The sequence below is a fragment of the Sphingopyxis granuli genome (genome assembly GCF_001559015.1).
GTDB classification, from domain to species: Bacteria; Pseudomonadota; Alphaproteobacteria; order Sphingomonadales; family Sphingomonadaceae; genus Sphingopyxis; species Sphingopyxis granuli.
The window spans coordinates 2,832,092-2,853,842 of record NZ_CP012199.1 but is presented as its reverse complement, the minus strand read 5'-3'; the positions used below and the strand labels follow the sequence as shown (position 1 = coordinate 2,853,842).

The 21,751-nt window shown below is 67.7% G+C and carries 21 protein-coding genes; 2 read left to right on the top strand and 19 right to left on the bottom strand.

Going from position 1 to position 21,751, the window contains the following annotated elements; all coding sequences use genetic code 11:
- Positions 1-43: 43 nt before the first annotated feature.
- The 10 genes from leuA to miaA all read right to left on the bottom strand — a co-directional run bounded on the left by leuA (position 44) and on the right by miaA (position 11,171).
- Positions 44-1,708 (bottom strand): 2-isopropylmalate synthase, encoded by a 1,665-nt coding sequence (gene leuA / locus SGRAN_RS13285; RefSeq protein ID WP_082737255.1) that lies wholly within the window; start codon positions 1,706-1,708, stop codon positions 44-46.
- Between the two features lie 211 nt (positions 1,709-1,919).
- Positions 1,920-2,564, bottom strand: coding sequence for a YceI family protein (locus tag SGRAN_RS13280; RefSeq protein ID WP_067184370.1), 645 nt, complete (start codon positions 2,562-2,564; stop codon positions 1,920-1,922).
- A 96-nt stretch (positions 2,565-2,660) separates the two neighbouring features.
- Positions 2,661-3,074: a hypothetical protein gene (locus SGRAN_RS13275; RefSeq protein WP_067184368.1), complete on the bottom strand. Its 414-nt coding sequence runs from the start codon at positions 3,072-3,074 to the stop codon at positions 2,661-2,663.
- Positions 3,075-3,461: 387 nt separating this feature from the next.
- On the bottom strand, positions 3,462-4,715 hold the full coding sequence (locus tag SGRAN_RS13270) for an adenosylmethionine--8-amino-7-oxononanoate transaminase (RefSeq protein ID WP_067184366.1): 1,254 nt from the start codon (positions 4,713-4,715) through the stop codon (positions 3,462-3,464).
- A 116-nt stretch (positions 4,716-4,831) separates the two neighbouring features.
- Entirely contained in the window at positions 4,832-5,440 is a 609-nt protein-coding gene (gene bioD, locus SGRAN_RS13265; RefSeq protein ID WP_067184364.1) for a dethiobiotin synthase, read from the bottom strand.
- Complete coding sequence (locus SGRAN_RS13260) at positions 5,440-6,576, bottom strand: 8-amino-7-oxononanoate synthase (protein ID WP_067184363.1); 1,137 nt, start codon at positions 6,574-6,576, stop codon at positions 5,440-5,442. The genes bioD and SGRAN_RS13260 overlap by 1 nt, the downstream gene beginning before the upstream one ends.
- Before the next feature lie 115 nt (positions 6,577-6,691).
- Positions 6,692-7,726 (bottom strand): ketol-acid reductoisomerase, encoded by a 1,035-nt coding sequence (ilvC, locus tag SGRAN_RS13255; RefSeq protein WP_067184360.1) that lies wholly within the window; start codon positions 7,724-7,726, stop codon positions 6,692-6,694.
- A gap of 120 nt (positions 7,727-7,846) precedes the next feature.
- Complete coding sequence (gene ilvN, locus SGRAN_RS13250) at positions 7,847-8,362, bottom strand: acetolactate synthase small subunit (protein WP_067184358.1); 516 nt, start codon at positions 8,360-8,362, stop codon at positions 7,847-7,849.
- Positions 8,363-8,367: 5 nt separating this feature from the next.
- Positions 8,368-10,122, bottom strand: coding sequence for a biosynthetic-type acetolactate synthase large subunit (ilvB, locus tag SGRAN_RS13245; protein WP_067184356.1), 1,755 nt, complete (start codon positions 10,120-10,122; stop codon positions 8,368-8,370).
- Between the two features lie 86 nt (positions 10,123-10,208).
- Positions 10,209-11,171 (bottom strand): tRNA (adenosine(37)-N6)-dimethylallyltransferase MiaA, encoded by a 963-nt coding sequence (gene miaA, locus SGRAN_RS13240; protein ID WP_067184354.1) that lies wholly within the window; start codon positions 11,169-11,171, stop codon positions 10,209-10,211.
- Between miaA and serB the strand changes: the two genes are divergently transcribed.
- Positions 11,170-12,054, top strand: a complete 885-nt coding sequence (gene serB, locus SGRAN_RS13235) for a phosphoserine phosphatase SerB (protein WP_067184351.1) — start codon at positions 11,170-11,172, stop codon at positions 12,052-12,054. The two genes, miaA and serB, sit on opposite strands and share 2 nt — an antisense overlap.
- 2 nt (positions 12,055-12,056) lie before the next feature.
- Entirely contained in the window at positions 12,057-12,635 is a 579-nt protein-coding gene (locus SGRAN_RS13230) for a septal ring lytic transglycosylase RlpA family protein (RefSeq protein ID WP_067184349.1), read from the top strand.
- A 463-nt stretch (positions 12,636-13,098) separates the two neighbouring features.
- On the opposite strand, the gene SGRAN_RS13225 is transcribed toward SGRAN_RS13230, so the two are convergent.
- The 9 genes from SGRAN_RS13225 to SGRAN_RS13185 form a co-directional block, all read right to left on the bottom strand.
- On the bottom strand, positions 13,099-14,313 hold the full coding sequence (locus tag SGRAN_RS13225) for a dihydroorotase (RefSeq protein WP_067184347.1): 1,215 nt from the start codon (positions 14,311-14,313) through the stop codon (positions 13,099-13,101).
- Positions 14,304-15,299, bottom strand: coding sequence for an aspartate carbamoyltransferase catalytic subunit (locus SGRAN_RS13220; RefSeq protein ID WP_067184344.1), 996 nt, complete (start codon positions 15,297-15,299; stop codon positions 14,304-14,306). The genes SGRAN_RS13225 and SGRAN_RS13220 overlap by 10 nt, the downstream gene beginning before the upstream one ends.
- Positions 15,300-15,312: 13 nt before the next feature.
- The gene (locus SGRAN_RS13215; protein WP_082737253.1) at positions 15,313-15,663 is read right to left on the bottom strand and encodes a DUF1294 domain-containing protein; all 351 of its coding nucleotides are present in this window, start codon (positions 15,661-15,663) and stop codon (positions 15,313-15,315) included.
- Positions 15,664-15,717: 54 nt separating this feature from the next.
- Entirely contained in the window at positions 15,718-16,341 is a 624-nt protein-coding gene (locus SGRAN_RS13210; protein WP_172709651.1) for an FMN-dependent NADH-azoreductase, read from the bottom strand.
- A gap of 13 nt (positions 16,342-16,354) precedes the next feature.
- On the bottom strand, positions 16,355-16,828 hold the full coding sequence (locus SGRAN_RS13205; protein WP_067184340.1) for a MarR family winged helix-turn-helix transcriptional regulator: 474 nt from the start codon (positions 16,826-16,828) through the stop codon (positions 16,355-16,357).
- A 24-nt stretch (positions 16,829-16,852) separates the two neighbouring features.
- Positions 16,853-19,075 carry a TonB-dependent receptor gene (locus SGRAN_RS13200; protein WP_067184337.1) on the bottom strand — a complete coding sequence of 741 codons (2,223 nt, stop codon included), beginning with the start codon at positions 19,073-19,075 and terminating at the stop codon, positions 16,853-16,855.
- Positions 19,076-19,193: 118 nt separating this feature from the next.
- Positions 19,194-20,441 carry an acyl-CoA dehydrogenase family protein gene (locus SGRAN_RS13195; RefSeq protein WP_067184334.1) on the bottom strand — a complete coding sequence of 416 codons (1,248 nt, stop codon included), beginning with the start codon at positions 20,439-20,441 and terminating at the stop codon, positions 19,194-19,196.
- A gap of 78 nt (positions 20,442-20,519) precedes the next feature.
- Positions 20,520-20,978: a MarR family winged helix-turn-helix transcriptional regulator gene (locus SGRAN_RS13190; RefSeq protein WP_158682148.1), complete on the bottom strand. Its 459-nt coding sequence runs from the start codon at positions 20,976-20,978 to the stop codon at positions 20,520-20,522.
- 261 nt (positions 20,979-21,239) lie between these two features.
- Positions 21,240-21,710, bottom strand: a complete 471-nt coding sequence (locus SGRAN_RS13185) for a DUF3237 domain-containing protein (protein WP_067184330.1) — start codon at positions 21,708-21,710, stop codon at positions 21,240-21,242.
- Positions 21,711-21,751: the final 41 nt, after the last annotated feature.

The window sequence follows — 21,751 nt, the reverse complement described above, 5'->3', positions numbered from 1 at the left end:
GGAGGCCGGGGCGGCCCGCGCCGCCCCGGGCGCCGCGACCGGATCAGATCGCGTTCGCCGCCGACAGGATCGCGCGCACGCTGGCGGTCGCGACATCGGTGTCGAGACCGCAGCCGAACAGGCTGCGGCCGTCGGGGGTACGGCATTCGACATAGGCGGCGGCCTGCACATTGCTGCCCTGGCCGATCGCATGTTCGGAATAATCGACGATGTCCATCGCCGGGCCGCCCGATTCGGCCAGCGCGGCGACGACGCTCGACATCAGGCCGTTGCCGCGGCCGCTGATGCTGCGCTCGGCGCCGTCGATGGTCAGCTTGCCGGCGAAGATGCGGTCGGCGCCGCTCTGGCTTTCCGCCCAGCTCACGAGCTGGAAGCGCTTGCCGTCCGCCGCCAGATAATGCCCTTCGAAGGCGGTCCAGATGTCGTCGGCGGTCAGCTCGCGGCTCGTCTGGTCCGCCACCGCCTGGACGATGTGGCTGAAGCTCGCCTGCATCTTCTTCGGCAGCTTCAGCCCCTTGTCCTGTTCGAGCACCCAGGCGACGCCGCCCTTGCCCGACTGGCTGTTGACGCGGATCACCGCTTCGTAGCTGCGCCCCAGGTCGGCGGGGTCGATCGGCAGGTAGGGGACTTCCCACTTGTCGTCATTCTGCCGCTCGCGCGCCGCGAACCCCTTCTTGATCGCGTCCTGGTGGCTGCCCGAAAAGGCGGTGTAGACCAGTTCGCCGCCATAGGGGTGGCGCGGGTGGACCGGCAGTTGGTTGCAATATTCGACCGTCTGGATGACCTGATCGATGTCGGAGAAGTCCAGTTCGGGGTCGACGCCCTGCGTGTACATGTTGAGCGCGATGGTGACGAGGCAGGTGTTGCCCGTGCGCTCGCCGTTTCCGAACAGGCAGCCCTCGACGCGGTCGGCGCCCGCGAGCAGGCCGAGTTCGGCCGCCGCGACCCCGGTGCCGCGGTCGTTGTGCGTGTGCAGGCTGATCAGCGCGCGGTCGCGGTTCGGCAGATGCTTGCAGAAATATTCGATCTGGTCGGCATAGATGTTGGGCGTCGCCGCTTCGACCGTCGCGGGCAGGTTGAGGATGATCGGCTTGTCCGCCGTCGGCTGGAGCACGTCCATCACCGCGGCGCAGCATTCGATGCTGAAATCGATCTCCGCGGTCGAGAAGGTCTCGGGGCTGTATTCGAAGCGCCAGTCGGTGCCGGGCAGGCGCGCGGCATTGTCGCGCAGCTGCTTCGCGCCGTCGACGGCGATCTGCTTGATCTCGGGCATCTCCATGCCGAAGACGATGCGGCGCCACGCGGGGCTGACCGCGTTGTAGAGGTGGACGATCGCGGTCTTCGCGCCTGCCAGGCTGTCGAAGCTGGTGCGGATCAGGTCGGCGCGCGCCTGCGTCAGCACCTGCGGCGTGACGTCGTCGGGGATGCGGCCCGAGCGGACGAGGTTCTGGATATAGTCGAAGTCGGTCGCGCCCGAGGCGGGGAAGCCGACCTCGATCTCCTTGAGTCCGCATTTGACGAGCAGGTCGAAGAAGCGCGTCTTCTTTTCGGCGTCCATCGGATCGATCAGCGCCTGGTTGCCGTCGCGCAGATCGGTCGAGAGCCAGATCGGGGCCTTGGTGATCGTGCGGGCGGGCCACTGGCGGTTTTCCAGCGGGACCTGCGGAAAGGGTCGGTACTTGGCCGAGGGGTCGCGGAGCATGGGCATGGGTTGGCTTCTTCTGCTTGCGTGGATTCGGATGCTGTGTCGTCAGGCCCTTGAGCGCGTGGCCCGCCGCGAAAGGCGCAGGCCGAAAGTCACGCCCAAGGGCGTGTAAGTCGCAGAAGAAGGAGGCCGCGCATGTGCATCGCCCGCGCTCATGACCAAAAAGCGCGGGCTTGGCAAGAGGGCGGCCGCAAAAAGTGCGGTGGGAAGGCGCCTACTGCTTCTCGAACGCCGCGTGAATCTTCAGCTCGACACGGTCGCTGACCAGCGGGATGCCATAGAGGATGCCGAAGTCGCTGCGGCGAATCTCGCCCTCCGCCTCGAAGCCGACGGTTTCCTTCTTGCTGCCGGGATTGGTGCCCGCGCCGTGGAAATCGACCTCGAGCGTCACCGGCCGGGTCACGCCGTTGAGCGTGAGGTTGCCCGTCACCTTCGCCTCGTCGCCATCGTCGTCGAGGACGACGCGGGTCGACACGAAACGCGCGTCGGCGGGGGCGGGGCCGAAGAAATCGGGCTTGGCGCCGTCCTTGCCGGCACGAAGCAGGTGGCCCGTCAGCCCGGCGCTTGCCGTCGTCACCTTCGACACCGGGATCGTCACGTCGACCTTCGCGGCCGCCGGGTTGGCGGGATCGAGGACGAGCGTGCCGGTCACGTCGCCGAAAATCCCCTGATATTTGCTGAAGCCGAAATGATCGACCTCCCACACGACGATCGTGTGGCCGGGGTCGGCGGCGTAGGTTCCGGCGGCGACACGGCTCCTGTCGGGCGCGCCGGGGACGGCGGGGCCGCCCTGCGCAAGGACGACCGGGACCGCGACGACGGCGAGCGCGAGAGCGGCGAAGGGAAGGGTATGGCGCATGGGGGGGCTCCTGTTCCGAGAGCGGCGAGGCTAGGCGAGAGGGCGGCGCGGCGTCAATGTCGTCGCGGCGAAACGCACGGTTTCCGGAATATGACCCTATGGGTGCGTCGCGCGCCGCGCCTCGAACCATTCGCGCAGCGCCGCGGCGGCGCAGCCCGTGAAGCCGTAGCTGCCGACCGGCGAACAGCTGTTCGGCCGGGTGGCGCGGGCGATCGTCTCATAACCCTCGACCTGCGACGCCCAGCTGCCGCCGCCGACCGGGGCGTCGTCCTTGATCTCCTCGCGCAATTCCTTGGGGACGCGGTAGCGATCGGATTCGGGCTGCTGCGCGCAGACGACGATCTCGTCGCCCTGCGCCTCGGGACAGGGTTCGTCGCCATAGGTATAGAGGATCGAGGTCTTTTGCGGCGGCTGCGCCGACTGCGCGAGGCTTTCCTCCTCCTGCGCAAGCGCCGGGGCCGCGGAGGCGAAAGCCGCGAGACAAGTCAGAAGAGCGGCTTTTCCTGTCATTCCGGATCGCGTTCCCGATGTCGTGGCCTGCAACGATGGGCCGCCGCAGATGAACCCAGGCCGAACTGAGGCCCGTGGATTCGGAGTTCGGCACGGTTTCTCCCTTTCGCCCTGAATTCTCCCGTCGTCACCCTGAATTTGGTTGGGACATATACCCTTCAGGCAAGTCAGCGCTGTTCCCCGGCGAAAGCCGGGGTCCAGATGGCACAGCGCTGCCCCGCATGGACCCCGGCTTTCGCCGGGGAACGCTCACCTGTCGGAAGGGGATAATTGCGAAACAAGTTCAGCATGACGAACGGATGAGGCAGTGCGCCGAAACCCGAATCCTCACACGCCATAGAGGCGTTTCCACCTGCCTGGAGAATGCTCTGGCGGACGCGCCACCACCTATGGCGATGGATCGAGATCGAGCGATGCGGCGATTGCGTTCCAGACCTGCGCGAGTTCGTCGGGCGCGATGCAATAGGGCGGCATGACATAGATGCTGTTGCCGAGCGGGCGGAGCAGGACGCCCTGTTCGCGATAGAAAGCGATCAGGCGCGGCGCGAGCGTCGACAGATAGCCGCCGTCGCGGACGCGGACGTCGAGCGCGGCGATGGTGCCCAGCCGGCGCGGGTTCGCGATGCGCGCATCGCCGGTCAGCAGCGACAAATGCGCCGCCTGCGCTTCGGCGAGCGCGTCGATCCGCGCCTGCACCGGCTCGTCGCGCCAGATGACGAGATTGGCGACCGCCGCGGCGCAGGCGATCGGGTTCGCGGTGTAGCTCGACGAATGATAGAAGGTCTTCGCGCGGTCGGTCGAATAATGCGCTTCGAAGACCGGTTCGATGCACAGCGTCACCGCGAGCGGCATCGCGCCGCCGGTCAGCCCTTTCGACAGGCAGACGATGTCGGGGATCACTCCCGCCTGGTCGCAGGCGAAGCGGGTGCCGGTGCGGCCCCAGCCGGTCATCACCTCGTCGGCGATGAACAGGACGCCGTGGCGGGCGCAGATCGCGCGCATTTCCGCGAGCACCCAGGCGGGGTAGATCAGCATGCCGCCGGCGCCGAGGATCAGCGGCTCGACGATGAAAGCGGCGGGCTTTTCGGCGCAGGCGGCTTCGAGCGCGTCGAGCGCCACCTGTTCGCGTCCCTCGGCGGGGAAGGGAATGGTGCCGACGTCGAAGAGCAAAGGCTGCCACGCCCGGTTGTAGACGCCGCGCTCGCCGACCGACATCGCGCCGATCGTGTCGCCGTGATAGCTGTGCTCCATCACCAGGATGCGGCTGCGCGCCTCGCCGATGTTGAACCAGTAACCGAGCGCCATTTTCAGCGCGACCTCGACGCTGGTCGAACCCGAATCCGAAAAGAAGACGCGGGTCAGCGGATCGGGGGTGATGCGGACCAGTTCGGCGGCGAGCGCTTCGGCCGGCTCGTGCGTCCAGCCCGCGAAGATGAGCTGGTCGAGCTTCTCGGTCTGCTCGCGGATCGCGGCCATGATGCGCGGATGCGCGTGACCGTGGGTGGTGACCCACCACGAGGAGATGGCGTCGATCCAGCTGTTGCCCTGCGCGTCGTAAAGGCGCGCGCCCTCGGCCCGGTCGATCAGCGGTATCGGCTCGCCGAGCCCGTGCTGGGTGAAGGGATGCCAGATGGGTGACATAAGTGCGACCTCTCTTACCGCTCGTGCTGAGCTTGTCGAAGCACCGTTCTTCCTTCTGGCGCCGGATGGAGAAAAGGACAGCCCTTCGACAGGCTCAGGGCGAGCGGCTTCTGGTTTCAGGTGAAGCCGGCAAGATCGAAGTTGGCGGCGAAGGCGGCTGCCAGCGTCTCCGGGGTCAGCGGGTGGATCGGGGGCAGGCGGCCCAAACGGCGGACGCCGCCAATTTTCGCGACGATCGCCTCGCTGTCCTCGACCGCGTCGCCGACGAAGGCGATGCCGTGGATCGGCACGCCGCGCGCGCGCAGCGCCTCGATCGTCAGCAGGCTGTGGTTGATCGTGCCGAGACCCGTGCGCGCGCAGACGATGACCGGAATCCGCCAGCGCGCGAACAGATCGGCATAGAGAAGCGTGCGCGTGACGGGGACGAGGACACCGCCCGCGCCCTCGACGATCAGGTCGCCCGCGGGCGGCGTCAGCGCATCCGGATCGATCGCGACGCCGTCGATCTCGGCCGCGAGGTGCGGCGAAGCGGGGGTGACGAGGCGATATGCCTCGGGCAGGACCGGCACACCGGCCAGCCGCGCGACGACCTCGCTGTCGGTTTCTTCTTCGAGCCCCGACTGGATCGGTTTCCAATAGGGGATGCCGAGCGCCCCCGCCAGCGCGGCGGTGAAGACGGTCTTGCCGATGCCGGTGTCGGTGCCGGTCACGACGAAGCGCGGCATCAGGCGGCTGCCATCGCGTCGGCAAGCGCGCCGGTCATCGCGTCGATATCGCTTTCCGCGACGTTGAGCGTGATCGCGATGCGCAGGCGCGCGGTGCTCTGCGGCACGGTCGGCGGGCGGATGCCGCGGACGTCGAAGCCTGCGGCCTGCAACGCGCCGGCGACGCGCATCGCGCGGGCGTTGTCGCCGATCACGACGGGAAGGATCTGGCTGCTGCTCGCGGGCAGCCCGAGCGCGGCAAGGCGCGCCTCGGCATGGCGGACGAGCGCGTGAAGGCGCGCGGGCCGTTCGGGCTCGGTCGCCACGATCTCCAGCGCCTGGCGGACGAGCCACGCCATCAGCGGCGACGGCGCGGTGGAGAAGATGAAGGGGCGGCCCCGGTTGACGAGGAAATCGCGGACGATCTGCGGCCCGCAAAGCAGCGCCCCCTCGCAGCCCAGCGCCTTGCCGCAGGTGTGCAGCGTGATGAGCCTTTCGCGGGACGCAAGGCCGTGCGCGAGCCCCTGTCCGGCAGGACCGAAAACGCCGGTCGCGTGCGCCTCGTCGACCACCAGCACCGCGTCATGGCGCGCGGCGACGATCGCGAGGTCGGCGAGCGGCGCCGTGTCGCCGTCCATGCTGTAGAGGCTTTCGACCGCGATCCACGGCGTGCCGGTGCCGCCCGCCTTGCGCCATGCGGCGACCGCGTCGTCGAACGCCTGCGCGTCGTTGTGCGCGGCGGCACGGATGTCCGCGCGGCCGAGCTTCATGCCGTCGTGCGCGCTCGCGTGGATCAATTCGTCGTGGACGATCAGGTCGCCGCGCTGCGGCAGCGTCGCGAACAGCGCGGCGTTGGCGGCGAAGCCGGTGGGAAAGAAAAGCGCCGCCTCGCTGCCATAGTGGCGCGCGGCATGGGTTTCGAGCGCTTCATGTTCCGCATGATTGCCGCGCAGCAGGCGCGAGCCGCCCGAGCCGGCGGGAAGGCCGCGCGCGATCCCGGCAGCGAGCGCGTCGCGCAGCGCGGCGGAGCCGGCGAGACCGAGATAATCGTTCGAGGCGAAATCGATCCCGGCGCGCGGGACGAGGGCGCGGCGCCGGTCTTCGGCCGCGAGCGCGGCGAGATCGGCGCGGTGGGCGTGGAAGGGGGAACTCGCCATTCAGCTTCCTTTGTCCGTCATTGCGAGCGAAGCGAAGCAATCCAGAGCGGTTTACCGAGCTCTGGATTGCTTCGTCGCTACGCTCCTCGCAATGACGAGAAGGGATGAGGCGGACTTAGTTGACCGCCTTGTCGACCAGCTTGTTCTTCGCGATCCACGGCATCATCGCGCGCAGCGCGGCGCCGGTCTGTTCGATCGGGTGCGCGGCGGCGGCCTTGCGGCTGGCCTTCAGTTCGGGCTGACCGGCCTGGTTGTCGAGGACGAAATCCTTGACGAAGCGGCCCGAGGTGATGTCGGCGAGAACGCGCTTCATCTCGGCCTTGGTCTCGTCGGTGATGATGCGCGGGCCGGTCTTGATGTCGCCATATTCGGCGGTGTTCGAGATCGAATAGCGCATGTTGGCGATGCCGCCCTCATAGAGCAGGTCGACGATCAGCTTGGTTTCGTGGAGGCATTCGAAATAGGCCATTTCGGGGGCGTAACCCGCCTCGACCAGCGTTTCGAACCCGGCCTGGATCAGGTGGGTGATGCCGCCGCACAGCACCGCCTGCTCGCCGAACAGGTCGGTCTCGCACTCTTCCTTGAAGGTCGTCTCGATGATGCCGCTGCGCCCGCCGCCGACGGCGCTGGCGTAGCTGAGGGCGAGCGCCTTGGCGTGGCCGTTGCCGCTGTTGCCCGACGCTTCCTGCGCGACCGCGATCAGGCAGGGGACGCCGCCGCCCTTCTGATATTCGCTGCGCACCGTGTGGCCGGGGCCCTTGGGCGCGACCATGAAGACGTCGATGTCGGGGCGTGCCTCGATCAGGCCGAAATGGATGTTGAGCCCGTGCGCGAAGGCGAGCGCGGCGCCGGGCTTCAGATTGTCGGCGAGGTCGTCGTAATAGATTTTCGCCTGATGTTCGTCGGGGGCGGCGATCATGATGACGTCGGCCCACTGGGCGGCTTCCTTGTTCGACAGCACCCGGAAGCCCGCGCCTTCCGCCTTCTTCGCGGTCGCCGAACCGGAGCGCAGCGCGATCGCGACCTCCTTGACCCCGCTGTCGCGCAGATTCTGCGCATGGGCGTGGCCCTGGCTGCCGTAGCCGAGGATGGCGACCTTCTTGTTCTTGATCAGATCCTGGTCGGCGTCGCGATCGTAGTAAACCTGCATGTCTTTCTTCCCTATCCTTCTTTCGTCACCCCGGACCTGATCCGGGGTCCCGCTGAACGACGGTGGCAAGCGGGACCCCGGATCAGGTCCGGGGTGACGGCGATTGAAACCCAGTAAACCCTAAACCGCCTCCGGCCCGCGCGAGATGGCGACGATGCCGGTGCGCCCGACCTCGACGAGGCCGCATTCGCGCATCAGCGCGATGAAGCGGTCGACCTTGTCGCTGTTGCCGGTGATCTCGAAGACGAAGCTGGTCAGCGTCGTGTCGACGACCTTGGCGCGGAACACGTCGGCGAGGCGCAGCGCCTCGATGCGCTTCTCGCCGGTGCCCGCGACCTTGACCAGCGCGATCTCGCGCTCGACATGCGCGCCCTGGTCGGCGAGGTCGATGACCTTGTGGACCGGAACCAGCCGGTCGAGCTGCGCGATGATCTGGTCGATCACCGGCGGCGGGCCGGAGGTGACGATGGTGATGCGCGACAGCGCATGGTCGGCGGTGATGTCCGCCACCGTCAGGCTTTCGATATTATAGCCGCGCGCGGTGAACAGCCCGGTGATCTTGGCGAGCACCCCGGCCTCGTTGTCGACGGTGATGGCGAGCACGTGGCGCTCGCCCGCTTCGGTCATGATTTTCATGTCGATTACACCAGCGCTTTCGCTTCGTCGTCCATCGTGCCGGTGACGTCGCTCGGCTGGAGGATCATTTCGGTATGCGCCGCGCCCGACGGGATCATCGGGAAGCAGTTGGCGAGCTTGGCGACGCGGCAGTCGACGATCACCGGGCCGGGCGTGTCGATCATGGTGCGGATGCCGTCCTCGAGCTCGCCCAGCGTGTCGATGCGCAGCCCCGTCCAGCCATAGGCCTCCGCCAGCTTCACGAAATCGGGCAGGCTGTCCGAATAGCTGTTCGAATAACGGCTTTCATAGGTCAGTTCCTGCCACTGGCGGACCATCCCCATCCATTCGTTGTTGAGGATGAAGATCTTCACCGGCAGGCGGTGCTGGCTGACCGTGCCCATTTCCTGGATGTTCATCTGCAGGCTGGCCTCGCCCGCGATGCAGATGACGAGGCGGTCGGGCCGCGCGACCTGCGCGCCGACCGCAGCCGGAAAGCCATAGCCCATGGTGCCGAGACCGCCCGACGTCAGCCAGCGGTTGGGGGCGGAGAAGCCGAAATGCTGCGCCGCCCACATCTGGTGCTGTCCGACCTCGGTGGTGATGATCGGGTCGCGGCCGCGCGTCGCCTCGAACAGCGCCTTGACCGCGCGCTGCGGCATGATCTCCGCCCCGCTTTCCTTCTTCTCCGGGAAGTCGAGGCAGCGCGTCGCGCGCCAGCCGTCGATGCGGCGCCACCATTCGCCAAGGTCGCGCGCCTTGTGCCCCTTGTCCTGCCACGCGCCGATCAGCGCGTCGAGCGCGCGCCCCGCATCGCCGAGCACCGCGACGTCGACGGGGACGATCTTGTTGATCGACGACCGGTCGATGTCGATGTGGATCTTCTTCGCATGCGGCGCGAAGGCGTCGAGGCGGCCCGTGACGCGGTCGTCGAAGCGCGCGCCGACCGCAATGATCAGGTCGGCGCGGTTCATCGCCATGTTCGATTCATAGGTGCCGTGCATGCCGAGCATGCCGAGCCACTTCGGATCGTCCGACGGAAAGGCGCCGAGCCCCATCAGCGTCGAGGTGATCGGCGCGCCGGTCAGCCCGACGAGCTGGCGCAGCGCCGCGCTCGCGTCCGGGCCGGCGTTGATGACGCCGCCGCCGGTGTAGAAGATCGGGCGCTCGGCCGCCGCGATCAGCGCGATCGCATCGGCGATCGCATCGGCGTCGGGTTCGACCTGCGGGCGATAGCTCTGGTGCTCGATCAGTTCGGGCACGCGATAGGTGCCGGTCGCCACCTGCACATTCTTCGGAATGTCGATCACCACCGGACCGGGCCGGCCATGCGTCGCGATGAAGAAAGCCTCGTGGATGATCGGGCCCAGCCGGTCGGGGTCCATCACCAGATAATTATGCTTGGTGCAGTGGCGCGTGATGCCGACCGTGTCGCATTCCTGGAATGCGTCGGTTCCGATCAGGGTCGTCGGCACCTGCCCGGTCAGCACGACCATCGGGATCGAATCGAGCAGCGCGTCGGTGATGCCGGTCACGGCGTTGGTCGCGCCGGGGCCCGAGGTGACGAGCACGACGCCGGGCTTGCCGGTGGCGCGGGCATAGCCCTCCGCCGCGTGGGTCGCCGCCTGTTCGTGGCGGACCAGGATGTGCCGGATCGTCGGGTGGTTGAACAGCGCGTCATAGATCGGAAGGACCGCGCCGCCCGGATAGCCGAACACTGTATCGACCCCAAGGTCGACCAGCGCCTGAACCACCATGTCGGCACCGCTCATTTCCGTCACGACACTGCTCCTTTTCTCCATTTCGCCCGCACGCAAGGCACGCGCTTGTGCGACGCAACAAGGCTGCGGGCAATAGGTATATGATTCTATCCTGTCAACAGTACATGTTGTAATTTTATTGCTATTTCCTTTATGGAATCGACGGATAATGACGCTTCATGCCGGGGCCACCCGGCCGGCGGCTGATGGCGCAGCCAGGTGAACTGGCGTTTCGCATATTGGCGGGTCGCGGCCTGCGCCCGGTCGAGCGCCTCGGCGCGCGACAGGGTGCCGCGCAGCAGGGCGGCGATCTGCGGCACGCCGATCGCGCGCATGACGGGAAGGTCGGGGTCGAGATCGCGGGCGATCAGCGCCGCGACCTCGTCGATCGCGCCGCGCTCGAACATCCCGGCAAGCCGCGCGTCGCAGCGCGCGCGCAGTTCGTCGCGCGGCGGCAGCAGGACCAGCGGGACGAGCGCGACGGAGTCGGCGATGCCGCCCTCGCGCGCGCGTTGCCAGTCGGCGAGCGGCCGCCCCGTGGCGCGCACCACTTCGAGCGCGCGGGCGACGCGGGTCGTGTCGGCGGGGTGCAGGCGCGCCGCCGCGGCGGGATCGGCCTTCGCAAGCGCGGCGTGGGCGTCGGCCACCGCCATCGCGCGCACTTCGGCGCGAATATCGGGGGCGATCGCGGGCACCGGCGCGATGCCGTCGAGCAGCGTGCGCAGATAGAGGCCGGTCCCGCCGACCAGGATCGGGATATCGTCATCCTCCCACGCGCGGGCCAGCGCGCGGCGCGCTTCGGCGGCCCAGCGCGCCGCGTGATAGGCGCCGTCCGCCCCGTCGACATGACCGAACAGATGATGCGGGACGCCCTGCATCTCCGCCGCGGTCGGGCGCGCCGACAGGATGGTCAGGTCGCGATAGACCTGGCTGGCATCGGCATTGATGACTTGCGCACGCCCCACCGCCTGCGCCAAGGCGACGGCAAGGGCGCTCTTGCCGCTGGCGGTCGGCCCGGCGATAAGCGCCACAGGAAGCCGCTGGCTCGAGGATGAAGAAGGAGATGCCATGTTCGTTGCGACGCTGATAGCAGCCGGAGCGCTGACGGGCGAGGTGGTGCGCGAGGCGATCGACCGCCTCGCCGCGACCGGGCACGACGTGGGCGCGCCGCACTGGCTCGACGAAGGCGACGCGGCCGACATCGTCTTTCAGGGCAGTCTGGTCAGCGCGCGCAGCGAGCTTGCGAAGATGGACCATGGCGCGCTCGACATCGTGGTCCAGCCGCTCGGCGACCGGACGAAGAAGCTGCTGATCGCCGACATGGATTCGACGATGATCACCGTCGAGTGCATCGACGAACTCGCCGACTATGCGGGGCTGAAGCCGCAGATCGCGGCGATCACCGAAAAGGCGATGCGCGGCGAGATCGACTTTCGCGGCGCGCTGGCGGAGCGCGTCGGGCTGCTGGGCGGCATGGCCGAGACGACGCTGGCCGAATGCCGGATGGAGCGGGTCCGGCTGACGCGCGGCGCGCGCACGCTGGTCCAGACGATGAAGGCGCATGGCGCCTGGTCGGTGCTGGTGTCGGGCGGTTTCATGCCCTTCGCCGGGCCGGTCGCGGAAGCGGTCGGGTTCGACAAGGTGGTCGCGAACGAGCTGGAGATCGTGGGCGGCCGGCTGACCGGACAGGTGCGCGAACCGATCGTCGATTCGGGCGCGAAGCTCGCGATGCTCCAGTCCGAGGCCGCGGCGCGCGGGCTGCCGCTGGCCGAGACGCTGGCGATCGGCGACGGCGCCAACGACATTCCGATGATCACCGCGGCGGGGCTTGGCATCGGCTATCACCCGCACCCGGCGGCCGCCGACGCCGCCGACGCCGCGATCCGCCATCACGACCTGACCGCGCTCCTGTGGGCCCAGGGCTATCCGCGGCGAAGCTGGGTGCTGGGGTAGCGATGCGGGGCCGTCCCGTTCGCCGCTCGGCCCGATTGGCCGGGGCCGCGGCGGCGATCCTGATGCTTTCGGCCTGCGCGGGCGGGAATTTCCGGCCGGTCAGCGATTCGCCGGTGCGGATCGGCAAGCCCTATGCGGTTCGCGGCACGACCTATGTGCCCGCCGCCGCCCCCGCCTATGACGTGGTGGGCTATGCGAGCTGGTACGGCAGCGAATCGGGCAACCGCACCGCCAATGGCGAGAAATTCCGCCCCGGATGGGTCACGGCCGCGCACACGACGCTGCCGCTGCCGACCTATGTCGAGGTGACGGCGCTTGACACCGGGCGGCGGATCGTCGTGCGCGTCAACGATCGCGGCCCTTTTGCGGGCGGCGGACGCATCATCGACCTGTCGCGCGGCGCGGCCGAACAGCTCGGGATGAAGGCGCAGGGCCACGCCCCGGTGCGCGTGCGGCGCGTCGAACCGTCGGAAAAGGACCGCGCGCGCCTTCGCAAGGGCAAGCCCGCCGCCGCGCTGGCGCCGCTGTCGCAGCGCGACCTGCAAAACCTGCGCGCGCGGCTGGCCGTCGGGGGGCGGTAGGCTTCGCTGCGCCATGGCCCGTGAGGATTCGGGTTTCGGCGCGCCACCTCATCCGTTCGTCATGCTGAACTTGGTTGGGGCATATGTCCTTCAGGCAAGTCAGGACCTGTCCCCCGGCGAAAGCCGGGGTCCATGCTTGGCAGCGCTGTGCCATCTGGACCCCGGCTTTCGCCGGGGAACAATGACTTGTCGAAAAGGGATGATTGCCGTCAAATCTGCTCATCCCCGTTCCGTTCGTGCTGAGCCTGTCGAAGCACCGCCCGTCTTCCTGCGGCGTCAAAAGAAAGAACGGCCCTTCGACGGCCTTGCAGGTGCTCAGGACAGGCTTCGACAAGCTCAGAGCCTGCCCCCGCGAAAGCGGGGGGCAAACGGTTCGGATTTGACGCGCGACGGCCCGATGACATTGAACGGGTTCGTCATCCGCGAGCGACAAAGCCACGCGGCAATCCAAAGCCATCGCGCCTCAGCGTATCCGCACGCCGCCTTTCCACAGCATCGTGGCGCGGCCCTGCATCGGCATGCCGTCGAAGGGGGTGTTGCCCGCCCACGCCGCCATCTTCTTCGCATCGACCTGCCACGGCGTGCCGTCGTCGATCAGGATCAGGTCGGCCTCGGCGCCGACCGCCAGCGTTCCGGCATTAATGCCGAGCAGCTTCGCCGGGTTCGCGGCGAGCAGGTCGAACAGGCGCGCCGGCGTCGCGTGGCCGTCGCGGACGAGTTGCAGCCCCATCGCGAGCAGCGTCTCGGCGCCCGCCATGCCGGGCAGCGCCTCGGCAAAGGGCAGGCGCTTGTCCTCGGGCCCGCGCGGGTCGTGCCCCGAAGCGAGTATGTCGATCGTGCCGTCGGCGATGGCGGCGAGGCAGGCGCGGCGGTCGTCCTCCGACCGCAGCGGCGGCGACAGGCGCGCGAAGGTGCGGAAATCGCCCATCGCGATGTCGGACAGGAACAGGTGCGCGGGCGTGATGCCGCAGGTGACGGGCAGTCCCGTCGCCTTCGCGGCGCGGATCAGGTCGAGCCCGCGCCGCGTCGTGACCTGGCGGATATGCAGCGGCGCTCCCGTTTCCTCGACCAGCAGCAGGTCGCGCGCGATCGCCATCGCCTCGGCGACCGCGGGCGCGGAGGCGAGGCCGAGGCGCGTCGCCATCTCGCCATCGGTCGCGACCGCGCCGTGCGTCAGCCCTTCGTCCTCGGCATGCGCGATGACGGTCAGGCCGAGCGACGCGGCGTAGGAGAGGACGCGGCGCATCACGCCGGCATCGGCGATCCGGCCCCGGCCCGTCGCCACCGCGCGCGCGCCCGCGCCCTTCATCAGCCCGATTTCCGCCAGTTCCCTGCCTGCGAGCCCCTTGGTCGCGGCGGCGAGCGGATGAACCCACAGGTCGGGCTTGCCGCCCTTCGCCGCGCGCTCGACGAGCCCCGCGCCGTCGAGCGGGCCGCTGTCGGGCATCAGCGCGGCGCGCGTGATGCCGCCGAAATGAAAGGCCGGCTTGTCGGTCGCGAAGACGCCGAGGTCGATGATGCCGGGGGCGAGCCACTGGCCCTTCGCATCGACCGTCTCGGTGCCCTCGGGACGCTCGGCGGGGTCGATCGCGGCGATGCGGCCGCCGACCGCAAGCAGGCTGCCGACGTCGCCGCCGAGCAGGCGGGCGTTGGCGATGAGGAGCGGCTTCAGTTCCATCCGGGCACCCCCCGCTTGCGGCGGGTCAATATGTCGAGGCACGCCATGCGCACCGCGACCCCCATTTCGACCTGCTCGGTGATCGTCGATCGCACCGGGTCGTCGGCGATGCTGCTGTCGATCTCGACCCCGCGGTTCATCGGGCCGGGATGCATGACGATCGCGTCGGGCTTCGCCTTCTCCAGCCGCTGCGGCGTCAGCGCATAGAGCGCGTGATACTCGCGCGCGCTGGGCAGGTAGGCGCCGTCCATGCGCTCGTTCTGGAGGCGCAGCATCATCACCACGTCGGCGCCCTGCAACCCCTCGTCCATGTCGGTGAAGGGGACGGCGTGCATGCGGTCGAGCGCGGGCGGGATCAGCGTCGGCGGCGCGACCACGCGCACCTCGTTGCCGAGCAGGGTCAGCGCGAGGATGTTCGATCGCGCGACGCGGCTGTGCAGCACGTCGCCGCAGATCGCGACGGTCAGCCCCTCGACCTTGCCCTTGCGGCGACGGATGGTCAGCGCGTCGAGCAGCGCCTGCGTCGGATGCTCGTGCCGCCCGTCGCCGGCGTTCAGCACCGGGCAGTCGACCTTGTCGGCGATCAGTTGCACCGCGCCCGATGCCGAATGACGGATGACGATCGCGTCGGCGCGCATCGCGTTCAGCGTCATCGCGGTGTCGATCAGCGTCTCGCCCTTCTTCACGCTCGACTGCGCCGCGTGCATGTTGACGACGTCGGCGCCGAGCCGCTTGCCCGCGATCTCGAACGACAGCAGGGTGCGCGTCGAATTCTCGAAGAAGGCGTTGATGATGGTGAGGCCCTTCAGCGCATCGTCATGCTTCGCCGCCCCCGAACGGTTCAGCTCGACCCACTGTTCGGCGGCGTCGAGGATATAGGAAATTTCCCATGGGGCGAGCTGGGCGATGCCGGTCAGGTCGCGATGGCGAAAGGCATCGCCACCGGGCGGGTAGTCGCTGGCGGGTCGGGTGGTTGCGCTTGTCATTAAAGCGCAGCGTCTAGGACGCGGAAGGGAAATAGGCAAGCGCCGTGGCGGCGAGCGGATCCAGATGAATATGCGCCTGCCGGATGAGCGGATTCAATAGGCCGAGCCCCCATAGCGCGAGGAGAATGATCTCGGCCCCCACCAGAAAGTGCATCGTTCCCGCGAAGGGCTGTTTGCGCGTTTTGTGACGGATCAGCCGCGATGCCGTGAATGTTCCGATGGCTCCGCCCAGCATCGCCCAGCGGAGCAGCGTCGCTTCGGGTATCCGCCATGCCCCCGTTTCCGCCCGGCGCTTGTCGACGAGCATCAGGATGAAAGCGATCAGATTGGCCGCGATCAACCAGTAAAGGACATAGGGGGTCATCGTGCGGCGTATAGGGGCCGGGAGTGAAATATTGGTTGTGACGGTCCTGGGCGTTCAGAAACGGGCGGCGGCCGCCTCCAGCTCCGGGGTGAAGGAATCGAGATAGGCGAGCCGCTCCGGCGCGGTGGCTTTCGTGGTCTTGCAGGCGGTGATCACGCGAATATCGTGCAGGCCCATCTGCCGGAAGATGTGCAGCAGATAGGGCAGCTGGAAATCCCCCGGATCGTCGTCGCCCGTCGAGGAACGGGTGAGGATGAACTGGACGGGGCGGTCGCGGAGCAGGCCGAAGTGCTGCCGGGTCTTCGGATCGAACCCGAATGTCCGGCCGGGCTGCATCAGGTGATCGAGATAGCGCTTCACCGCCCACGGCACCGAATAGTTCCACATCGGGCACGACAGCAATATCCTGTCGGCGCGGTCGAAATCCGCGATCAGCCGCTCGGTATCGACCCACGCGACCGTCCCCGCTTCGCTCCGTTCCTCGCCGAACAGCGGCGCCAGCTTGTGGATGGCGTGGACCGCACCGAAATCGGGATTCGCTGCGGCGTCGAACACGTCGATGTCGCCGATCTCATGGTCGGGATGCAGGGCGCGATAGCGGCGCAGGAAGACGTCGGCCAGTTTTCGCGAAGCCGACCGCTCGCCCTTGGGGCTGCCCGCGATATGCAATATCTTCACCTCGTGCGTCTCCTCAGGCTGCGGCAAGATTGGCGATCACGCTGCGCAGCAGCCGTTCGAGCGTCGCGACCTCCGCCGCCGTGAAATCCTGCGTCGCCAGGACATGGACGTCGCGGGCGAGGGGGATCAGCACCGCCTCCAGCGCCTGCGTGCGCCGGGTCGGGAAGACCAGCATCTCGCGGCGGTTGCCGGCATTGCGCCAGCGGCTGACGAAACCCTTTTCCTCCAGCCTGCGCAGCGCGATGGTAGCAGTGGCTTCGGAAATTCCCAACCGGTTGGCCAGCTCGCGCTGGCAGATGCCGTCGGTGCGCCACAGCTGCCGCAGGAAGCTCCACTGGCTCGCCGACACGTCATGCACCATGGTCCGGTGCTCCAGCAGCCGCTGGAAGGACTGGAAGACCAGACGTGCAAGATCGTGCAGCTGTCCGCCGTCTTCGGCGCCGCCGTCTTGCACATCCGGTCCGTTTTCCCGCAGAGCGTTCCGCATGGCAGGCCCCTCTGCAATGCCGGGTCAGAAGCCCTTGGTGACCTCCAGCGCGATGGTTCGCGACGGATTGACGAACACCGCCCAGCTTCCCGCCACCAGCGGCACGCCGAACGACTGGCTGAACGACACCTTGTTGGTCAGGTTGCGGCCGATCAGCGCGACCTCGAGGTCGTTCGCCTCGGACGCGAGCGCGAGCCGCGCGTCGAGCTTGGTATAGCCGGGCATGATATTGTTGGGATGGCGGTCGTCCTGATAGATGGAGGTGCCGGTATAGTCCGCCGCGACGCGGCCGGTCAGCGCCCAGTCCGACGCCACCGGCACCCGAACCTCGGCATAGCTGTTCCATTTCCACTTCGGCGCGCGCGTCAGCCGGTAGCCGGCAAGGTTCATCGTCGTGCAGCCCGCGGGCGCGTCATAGGTGCAGGCCGCCCCCGGGTAGTCGGTGTAATAGGCGTCGAGATAGGCCAGCGAACCGCCGATCGTCAGCATGTCGCCGATCCGCAACGCCGCGTCGCCCTCGATCCCGCGCGACCGCGCTTCGGCGGCGTTGCCGGTGGTGAAGGACGATCCGGTGAAGGAGGAGACCTGAAGGTTCGTGAAATCGGTCGTGAAGGCGGCCATGTTCAGGTGCAGCCGGTTGTCGAGCAGGCGCAGCTTGGCGCCGGCCTCCCACGACCGCGCCCGTTCGGGCTCGAACTCGACGCGCCCGGTCAGGCCGAGGCGGCTGTCGTTCGACACATAGCCGCCGCCCTTCGACCCGGTCGCATAGCTGACATAGACCTGCGCCGAGGGGCCGAACTTGTAGCTGAGCTTCGCCGAATAGTCCCACAGCGCCTCGCTGCGCGAGCGGATGAAGACATAGCTGGGATAGGCGAGCACGCTCATTTCCCCGGCGACGCGCGCCTGCTTCGATTCGTGGTTGTAGCGCAGGCTGCCGCTGAAGGTCAGCGCATCGGTCAGGTGCCAGTCGATCGCGGCGAAGGGCGACAGCGCCTCGCTCGTCTGGTGGAACGGCAGCCGCGCCGTCCCTTGCAGCAAGGGGCCGATCGGCGGGGTCAGCACCTTGTCGGCGCCGTTCCAGTAGATTTCCTGCAGGATGTCCGACCGCGCGTAGAAATAGGAGCCGCCGACGATCAGGTCGACCGGTCCGACGGCGCCCGCGACCCGGATCTCCTGCGAAAGCTGCGAGCTGTTTTCGGTATGAATCGAATCCGAAAAGGCGATGGGGCTGATGTCGATATCGTTCTGCGTCCGGGCGCGCAGCCGCTGATAGCCCGAGATCGACGAAAGCTCGAACCCCCCGCCGAGGTCGAGCTTGGCGGTGACGGTGAGGTTGAGGTTGTTGGTGCGCGAGAATTCGGGATAGGCCGAACTTTGCGCGCGCTCGAACGAGGGGCGTTCGGGCGGGCCGCCGACGGCGGCCGACGCGGCGCGGATCTGGTCGCAGAAGACGCAGTTGCCCAGGCCGTTGTAGGTCAGGTTGCCGCCCTTGTAGTTGTTCTCGGCATATTCGGCCTTGAACAGGATCGATCCGCCCCCGCCGGCGGGTTCGAACAGCAACTGGCCGCGAATGCCCATATTGTTGTTGCTGTTGTCGTCGCGTCGGGTGACGCGGTTGTACATGTAACCGCCCTCGTGCCCGGCCTGAAAGCTGAGCCGGGTGCTGAGGCTGTCGGTCAACGGACCCGATACGAAGCCGCCGCCGCCATAGCCGTCATTCTCGAACTCGTAGCGGCCGCGCAGTTGCGCTTCGAACTGCCGGGTGGGCGCGCGGCTGATCACGCTGATCGCGCCGGCGTTGGTGTTCTTGCCGAACAGCGCGCCTTGCGGACCGCGCACGACCTCGACCCGCGCGACGTCCATCATCGCGGTCTGCATCGACCGCGACCGGCCCGAATAGACGCCGTCGATGAAGAAGCCGACCGACTGTTCGAAGGCCAGGTTGCCGCCGCCCGAGCCGAGCCCGCGCATCGACACGACGAAATTGCCGTTGGTCTGGTCGATCTGCAGGTTGGGGACGCTCGACTGGAGGTCGTTGAACTGGCGGATGCCCATCGCTTCCATGCCCTCGCCGCTGACCGCCGCGACCGACAGCGGCACGTCGAGCAGCGTCTGCTCGCGCTTGGTCGCGGTGACGACGATTTCGGAATCGCGGGCGGCCGATGCGCCGTCGGCCTGGGCATAGGCGGACGTCGGAACGGCAAGGCTGGCAAGCAGCATCAAACGGAACAGCGTAATCCGGTTCATTATTCCCTCCCATTTTCGGGTGCTCCGCCCCGTCGCCATGACGGGTTTCGCGGGCCCCATTTGTTGTCGGCGCCGGTCCTTTCGCCGCGGGCGCGCGCCTTTCGCCCGCCGCAAGCGATCAGTAGATCATCGAATTGGGTTCCATCCCCAGCATCGCACGGCCGCGCAGTTCGGATGCCGCGTCGATGTCGTAGATGACGTGGTTCGACATGACGTTGATGTCGCGCAGATGCCGCTGCAGCGGATTGCCCCGCATGTGGGCGCCGGCGCCCGCCGCCTCGACCAGCGTGCGGATCGCCTCGCGGCAGATTTCCATCGCGTGCGCGATCTGCAGGCGCATGAAGCTGCGCTGCTCGAAGGTGGCGGGCACCGGCCCCGCCGCGAGTTCGACGTTGCGATTGACCGCGGCGCGCAGCAACATCTCCGCGGTCGCGATCTGCACGTCGGCATGGGCCAGGCGCATCTGCGCCGCGGGCTTGTCCGATTGCCGGGTCGTGCTTCCCGGGATGACGCGTTGCTGAAGCTGTTCGGCAAAGGCGGCGACCGCGGCGCGCCCGACCCCGACGCCGCCGATCGCCGCGGTGACGCCCAGGAAGGGGGTCATCGGCTGGCGATAGATCGGATTGTCGTACAGGCGCGCGCCGTGGCCGGTTCCGGCCCGCATGTCGTTCATGTTCATCGTGCGATATTCGGGGATGAAGGCGTCCTCGATCAGCAGGTCGTGGCTGCCCGTTCCCTCCATCCCGTCGATATGCCAGGTGTCGAGCACCTTGACCTCGTTCGTCGGCAGGGCGCAGAACAGGGCGCGGCGCTCGGGGTCGTCGGGGATCGCGCACGCCACCATCGCCCAGTTGGAATTCATGATCCCGGTGCCCCATTTCCAGCGGCCCGAGATGCGATAGCCGCCGTCGACCGGAATCGCCTTGCCCGGGGGGGCGGTCACGCCGGGCGCGATCACATAGGGGACATGGTCTCCGCCGCCGCCGAAAATCTCGTCCTGGAACGGCTCGGGAAATTGCGACAGCATCCAGATATGCTCGACGCAGAATGCGGTGACCCAGCCGGTCGACGCGCAGCCTTCGGCCAGCGGCAGCATCGCGTCGAGGAAGCTGTCGACGTCGAATTCCAGCCCGCCATATTTGCGCGGCATGAAGTGATAGAAACAGCCGGTCGCGCGGATGGCGTTCCACACCTCGACGATCGGGCGCCGTTCGCGCTCGCACGCCGCGGCGTGCCGCTGCAACAGCGGCTTGAGCGCGGTGGTGCGGCGGACCAGGTCTTCGGGCGTGAGCTGGGCCAGTTGCTCGCGCGTCAGGAAATCATCCCCGACCGGAATCGCGGGTTGGACGGTCGGCGGTAATTCCATGTCGGCCACGGCTATTCTCTCCCTCATGTCTTTGGAGGGAGTTTGTCAGGCTGCCTGACAAAGTCAATAGTATACTAACTATTTTCTTTCGGGGGCGCTCAAATCGGGAATGGGGCCCCAGTCCGCCGAGATCGCGTCGTCGAGGGCGTCGAGGCGATCCTTCCCCAGACGGGCGCCCAGATGCTGGTGCAAGGCGTTCATCACCGCTTCGGCGGCGTGCCGGAGCGGCGATGAATCGGGATGAAAGCTGATCTTGTGCGCGCGCCTGTCCTGCGGGTCGGGTCGGACCACCAGGATATTCTGTTCGACCAGCGTCGCAATCATCTCGCTCATCGACTGGCGCGTGATCCCCAGGTTGGCGGCGAGGCGGGCGGGGCGCGATTCGCCCATGGCGATGTTCGCGAACAGCATCGACTGGGTCCGCGTCGGGGTCGGCCAGCCGTCGCGGCGCAGGTTCGACTGGAGCGCCTCGTCATACCAATAGACCGCCCGCAGCAGGTGGATCATCGTCATCGGGTGATGGGATGCTTGCGTCATGGGCGGGCCCGTTTCCTGCGTCCTGTTGCTCATCGGGGGCGGCGATGGACCAGATGCACGGCGTTGCCAACCCCGATCCCGCGCCGCGCCGGCCGGGATCGGGCGTGCATATATGGACTTCAGACACGCAAGGCCCGTTCCCCGGCGAAAGCCGGGGGCCAGATGGCATGGTGCCGCGCGGCATGGACCCCGGCTTTCGCCGGGGAACGGTTGGCTGGCGAAAAGGGGCCGTGACCGATCGGGCGATCGATCCCGCCCGCGCTACAGCAGTTCGAACACGTCGTAACGGACCGCGCCGCCGACGCTGGCGCCGAGTCCGACCGCGACGATGTCGTTCAGCCAGCGATAGCGCTCGTCGCCCGTTTCGAACATCGGCGTGGTGCGGAAATAGACTTCGGCCTTGTCCTCCGCAGTCTGCGGTCCGCCGTTTCGCGCATGCTTGTGCGCGGCCGAAAGCGGCCGCAGCACGCCGCGATAGGAAACGTAGATCAGCGCGCCGTCGTGCGTTTCCATCGTGATGCGGGCGTCGAGCCGCAGCGTGTCGTTGTCGTCGATGGTTGCCCAGTCGCCGCCGCTCGGCATCACCCGGCCGCGCAGTCGCTCGCCTTCGACCTCGCCGCCGGTCAGCGCCGCGATCATCCGGCGTCCGAAATGCGCCTTGCCGATCATCTGCTGGGGCTCGGTGAAAGCGGCGCGATAGGAACAGAGGTAGCGGAAGCGGGGTTCGTCCATCGGTCATCCTTTCGGAAAAAAGGCGGAAAGCGGAAAGGGGG

What these genes read in the sequence shown, in the direction of transcription:
- leuA (WP_082737255.1), bottom strand. Translation starts at nt 1,708, where the DNA reads ATGCCCATGCTCCGCGACCCCTCGGCCAAGTACCGACCCTTTCCGCAG.
- SGRAN_RS13280 (WP_067184370.1), bottom strand. Translation starts at nt 2,564, where the DNA reads ATGCGCCATACCCTTCCCTTCGCCGCTCTCGCGCTCGCCGTCGTCGCG.
- SGRAN_RS13275 (WP_067184368.1), bottom strand. Translation starts at nt 3,074, where the DNA reads ATGACAGGAAAAGCCGCTCTTCTGACTTGTCTCGCGGCTTTCGCCTCC.
- SGRAN_RS13270 (WP_067184366.1), bottom strand. Translation starts at nt 4,715, where the DNA reads ATGTCACCCATCTGGCATCCCTTCACCCAGCACGGGCTCGGCGAGCCG.
- bioD (WP_067184364.1), bottom strand. Translation starts at nt 5,440, where the DNA reads ATGCCGCGCTTCGTCGTGACCGGCACCGACACCGGCATCGGCAAGACC.
- SGRAN_RS13260 (WP_067184363.1), bottom strand. Translation starts at nt 6,576, where the DNA reads ATGGCGAGTTCCCCCTTCCACGCCCACCGCGCCGATCTCGCCGCGCTC.
- ilvC (WP_067184360.1), bottom strand. Translation starts at nt 7,726, where the DNA reads ATGCAGGTTTACTACGATCGCGACGCCGACCAGGATCTGATCAAGAAC.
- ilvN (WP_067184358.1), bottom strand. Translation starts at nt 8,362, where the DNA reads ATGAAAATCATGACCGAAGCGGGCGAGCGCCACGTGCTCGCCATCACC.
- serB (WP_067184351.1), top strand. Translation starts at nt 11,170, where the DNA reads ATGTTCGTTGCGACGCTGATAGCAGCCGGAGCGCTGACGGGCGAGGTG.
- miaA (WP_067184354.1), bottom strand. Translation starts at nt 11,171, where the DNA reads ATGGCATCTCCTTCTTCATCCTCGAGCCAGCGGCTTCCTGTGGCGCTT.
- SGRAN_RS13230 (WP_067184349.1), top strand. Translation starts at nt 12,057, where the DNA reads ATGCGGGGCCGTCCCGTTCGCCGCTCGGCCCGATTGGCCGGGGCCGCG.
- SGRAN_RS13225 (WP_067184347.1), bottom strand. Translation starts at nt 14,313, where the DNA reads ATGGAACTGAAGCCGCTCCTCATCGCCAACGCCCGCCTGCTCGGCGGC.
- SGRAN_RS13220 (WP_067184344.1), bottom strand. Translation starts at nt 15,299, where the DNA reads ATGACAAGCGCAACCACCCGACCCGCCAGCGACTACCCGCCCGGTGGC.
- SGRAN_RS13215 (WP_082737253.1), bottom strand. Translation starts at nt 15,663, where the DNA reads ATGACCCCCTATGTCCTTTACTGGTTGATCGCGGCCAATCTGATCGCT.
- SGRAN_RS13205 (WP_067184340.1), bottom strand. Translation starts at nt 16,828, where the DNA reads ATGCGGAACGCTCTGCGGGAAAACGGACCGGATGTGCAAGACGGCGGC.
- SGRAN_RS13200 (WP_067184337.1), bottom strand. Translation starts at nt 19,075, where the DNA reads ATGAACCGGATTACGCTGTTCCGTTTGATGCTGCTTGCCAGCCTTGCC.
- SGRAN_RS13195 (WP_067184334.1), bottom strand. Translation starts at nt 20,441, where the DNA reads ATGGAATTACCGCCGACCGTCCAACCCGCGATTCCGGTCGGGGATGAT.
- SGRAN_RS13190 (WP_158682148.1), bottom strand. Translation starts at nt 20,978, where the DNA reads ATGACGCAAGCATCCCATCACCCGATGACGATGATCCACCTGCTGCGG.
- SGRAN_RS13185 (WP_067184330.1), bottom strand. Translation starts at nt 21,710, where the DNA reads ATGGACGAACCCCGCTTCCGCTACCTCTGTTCCTATCGCGCCGCTTTC.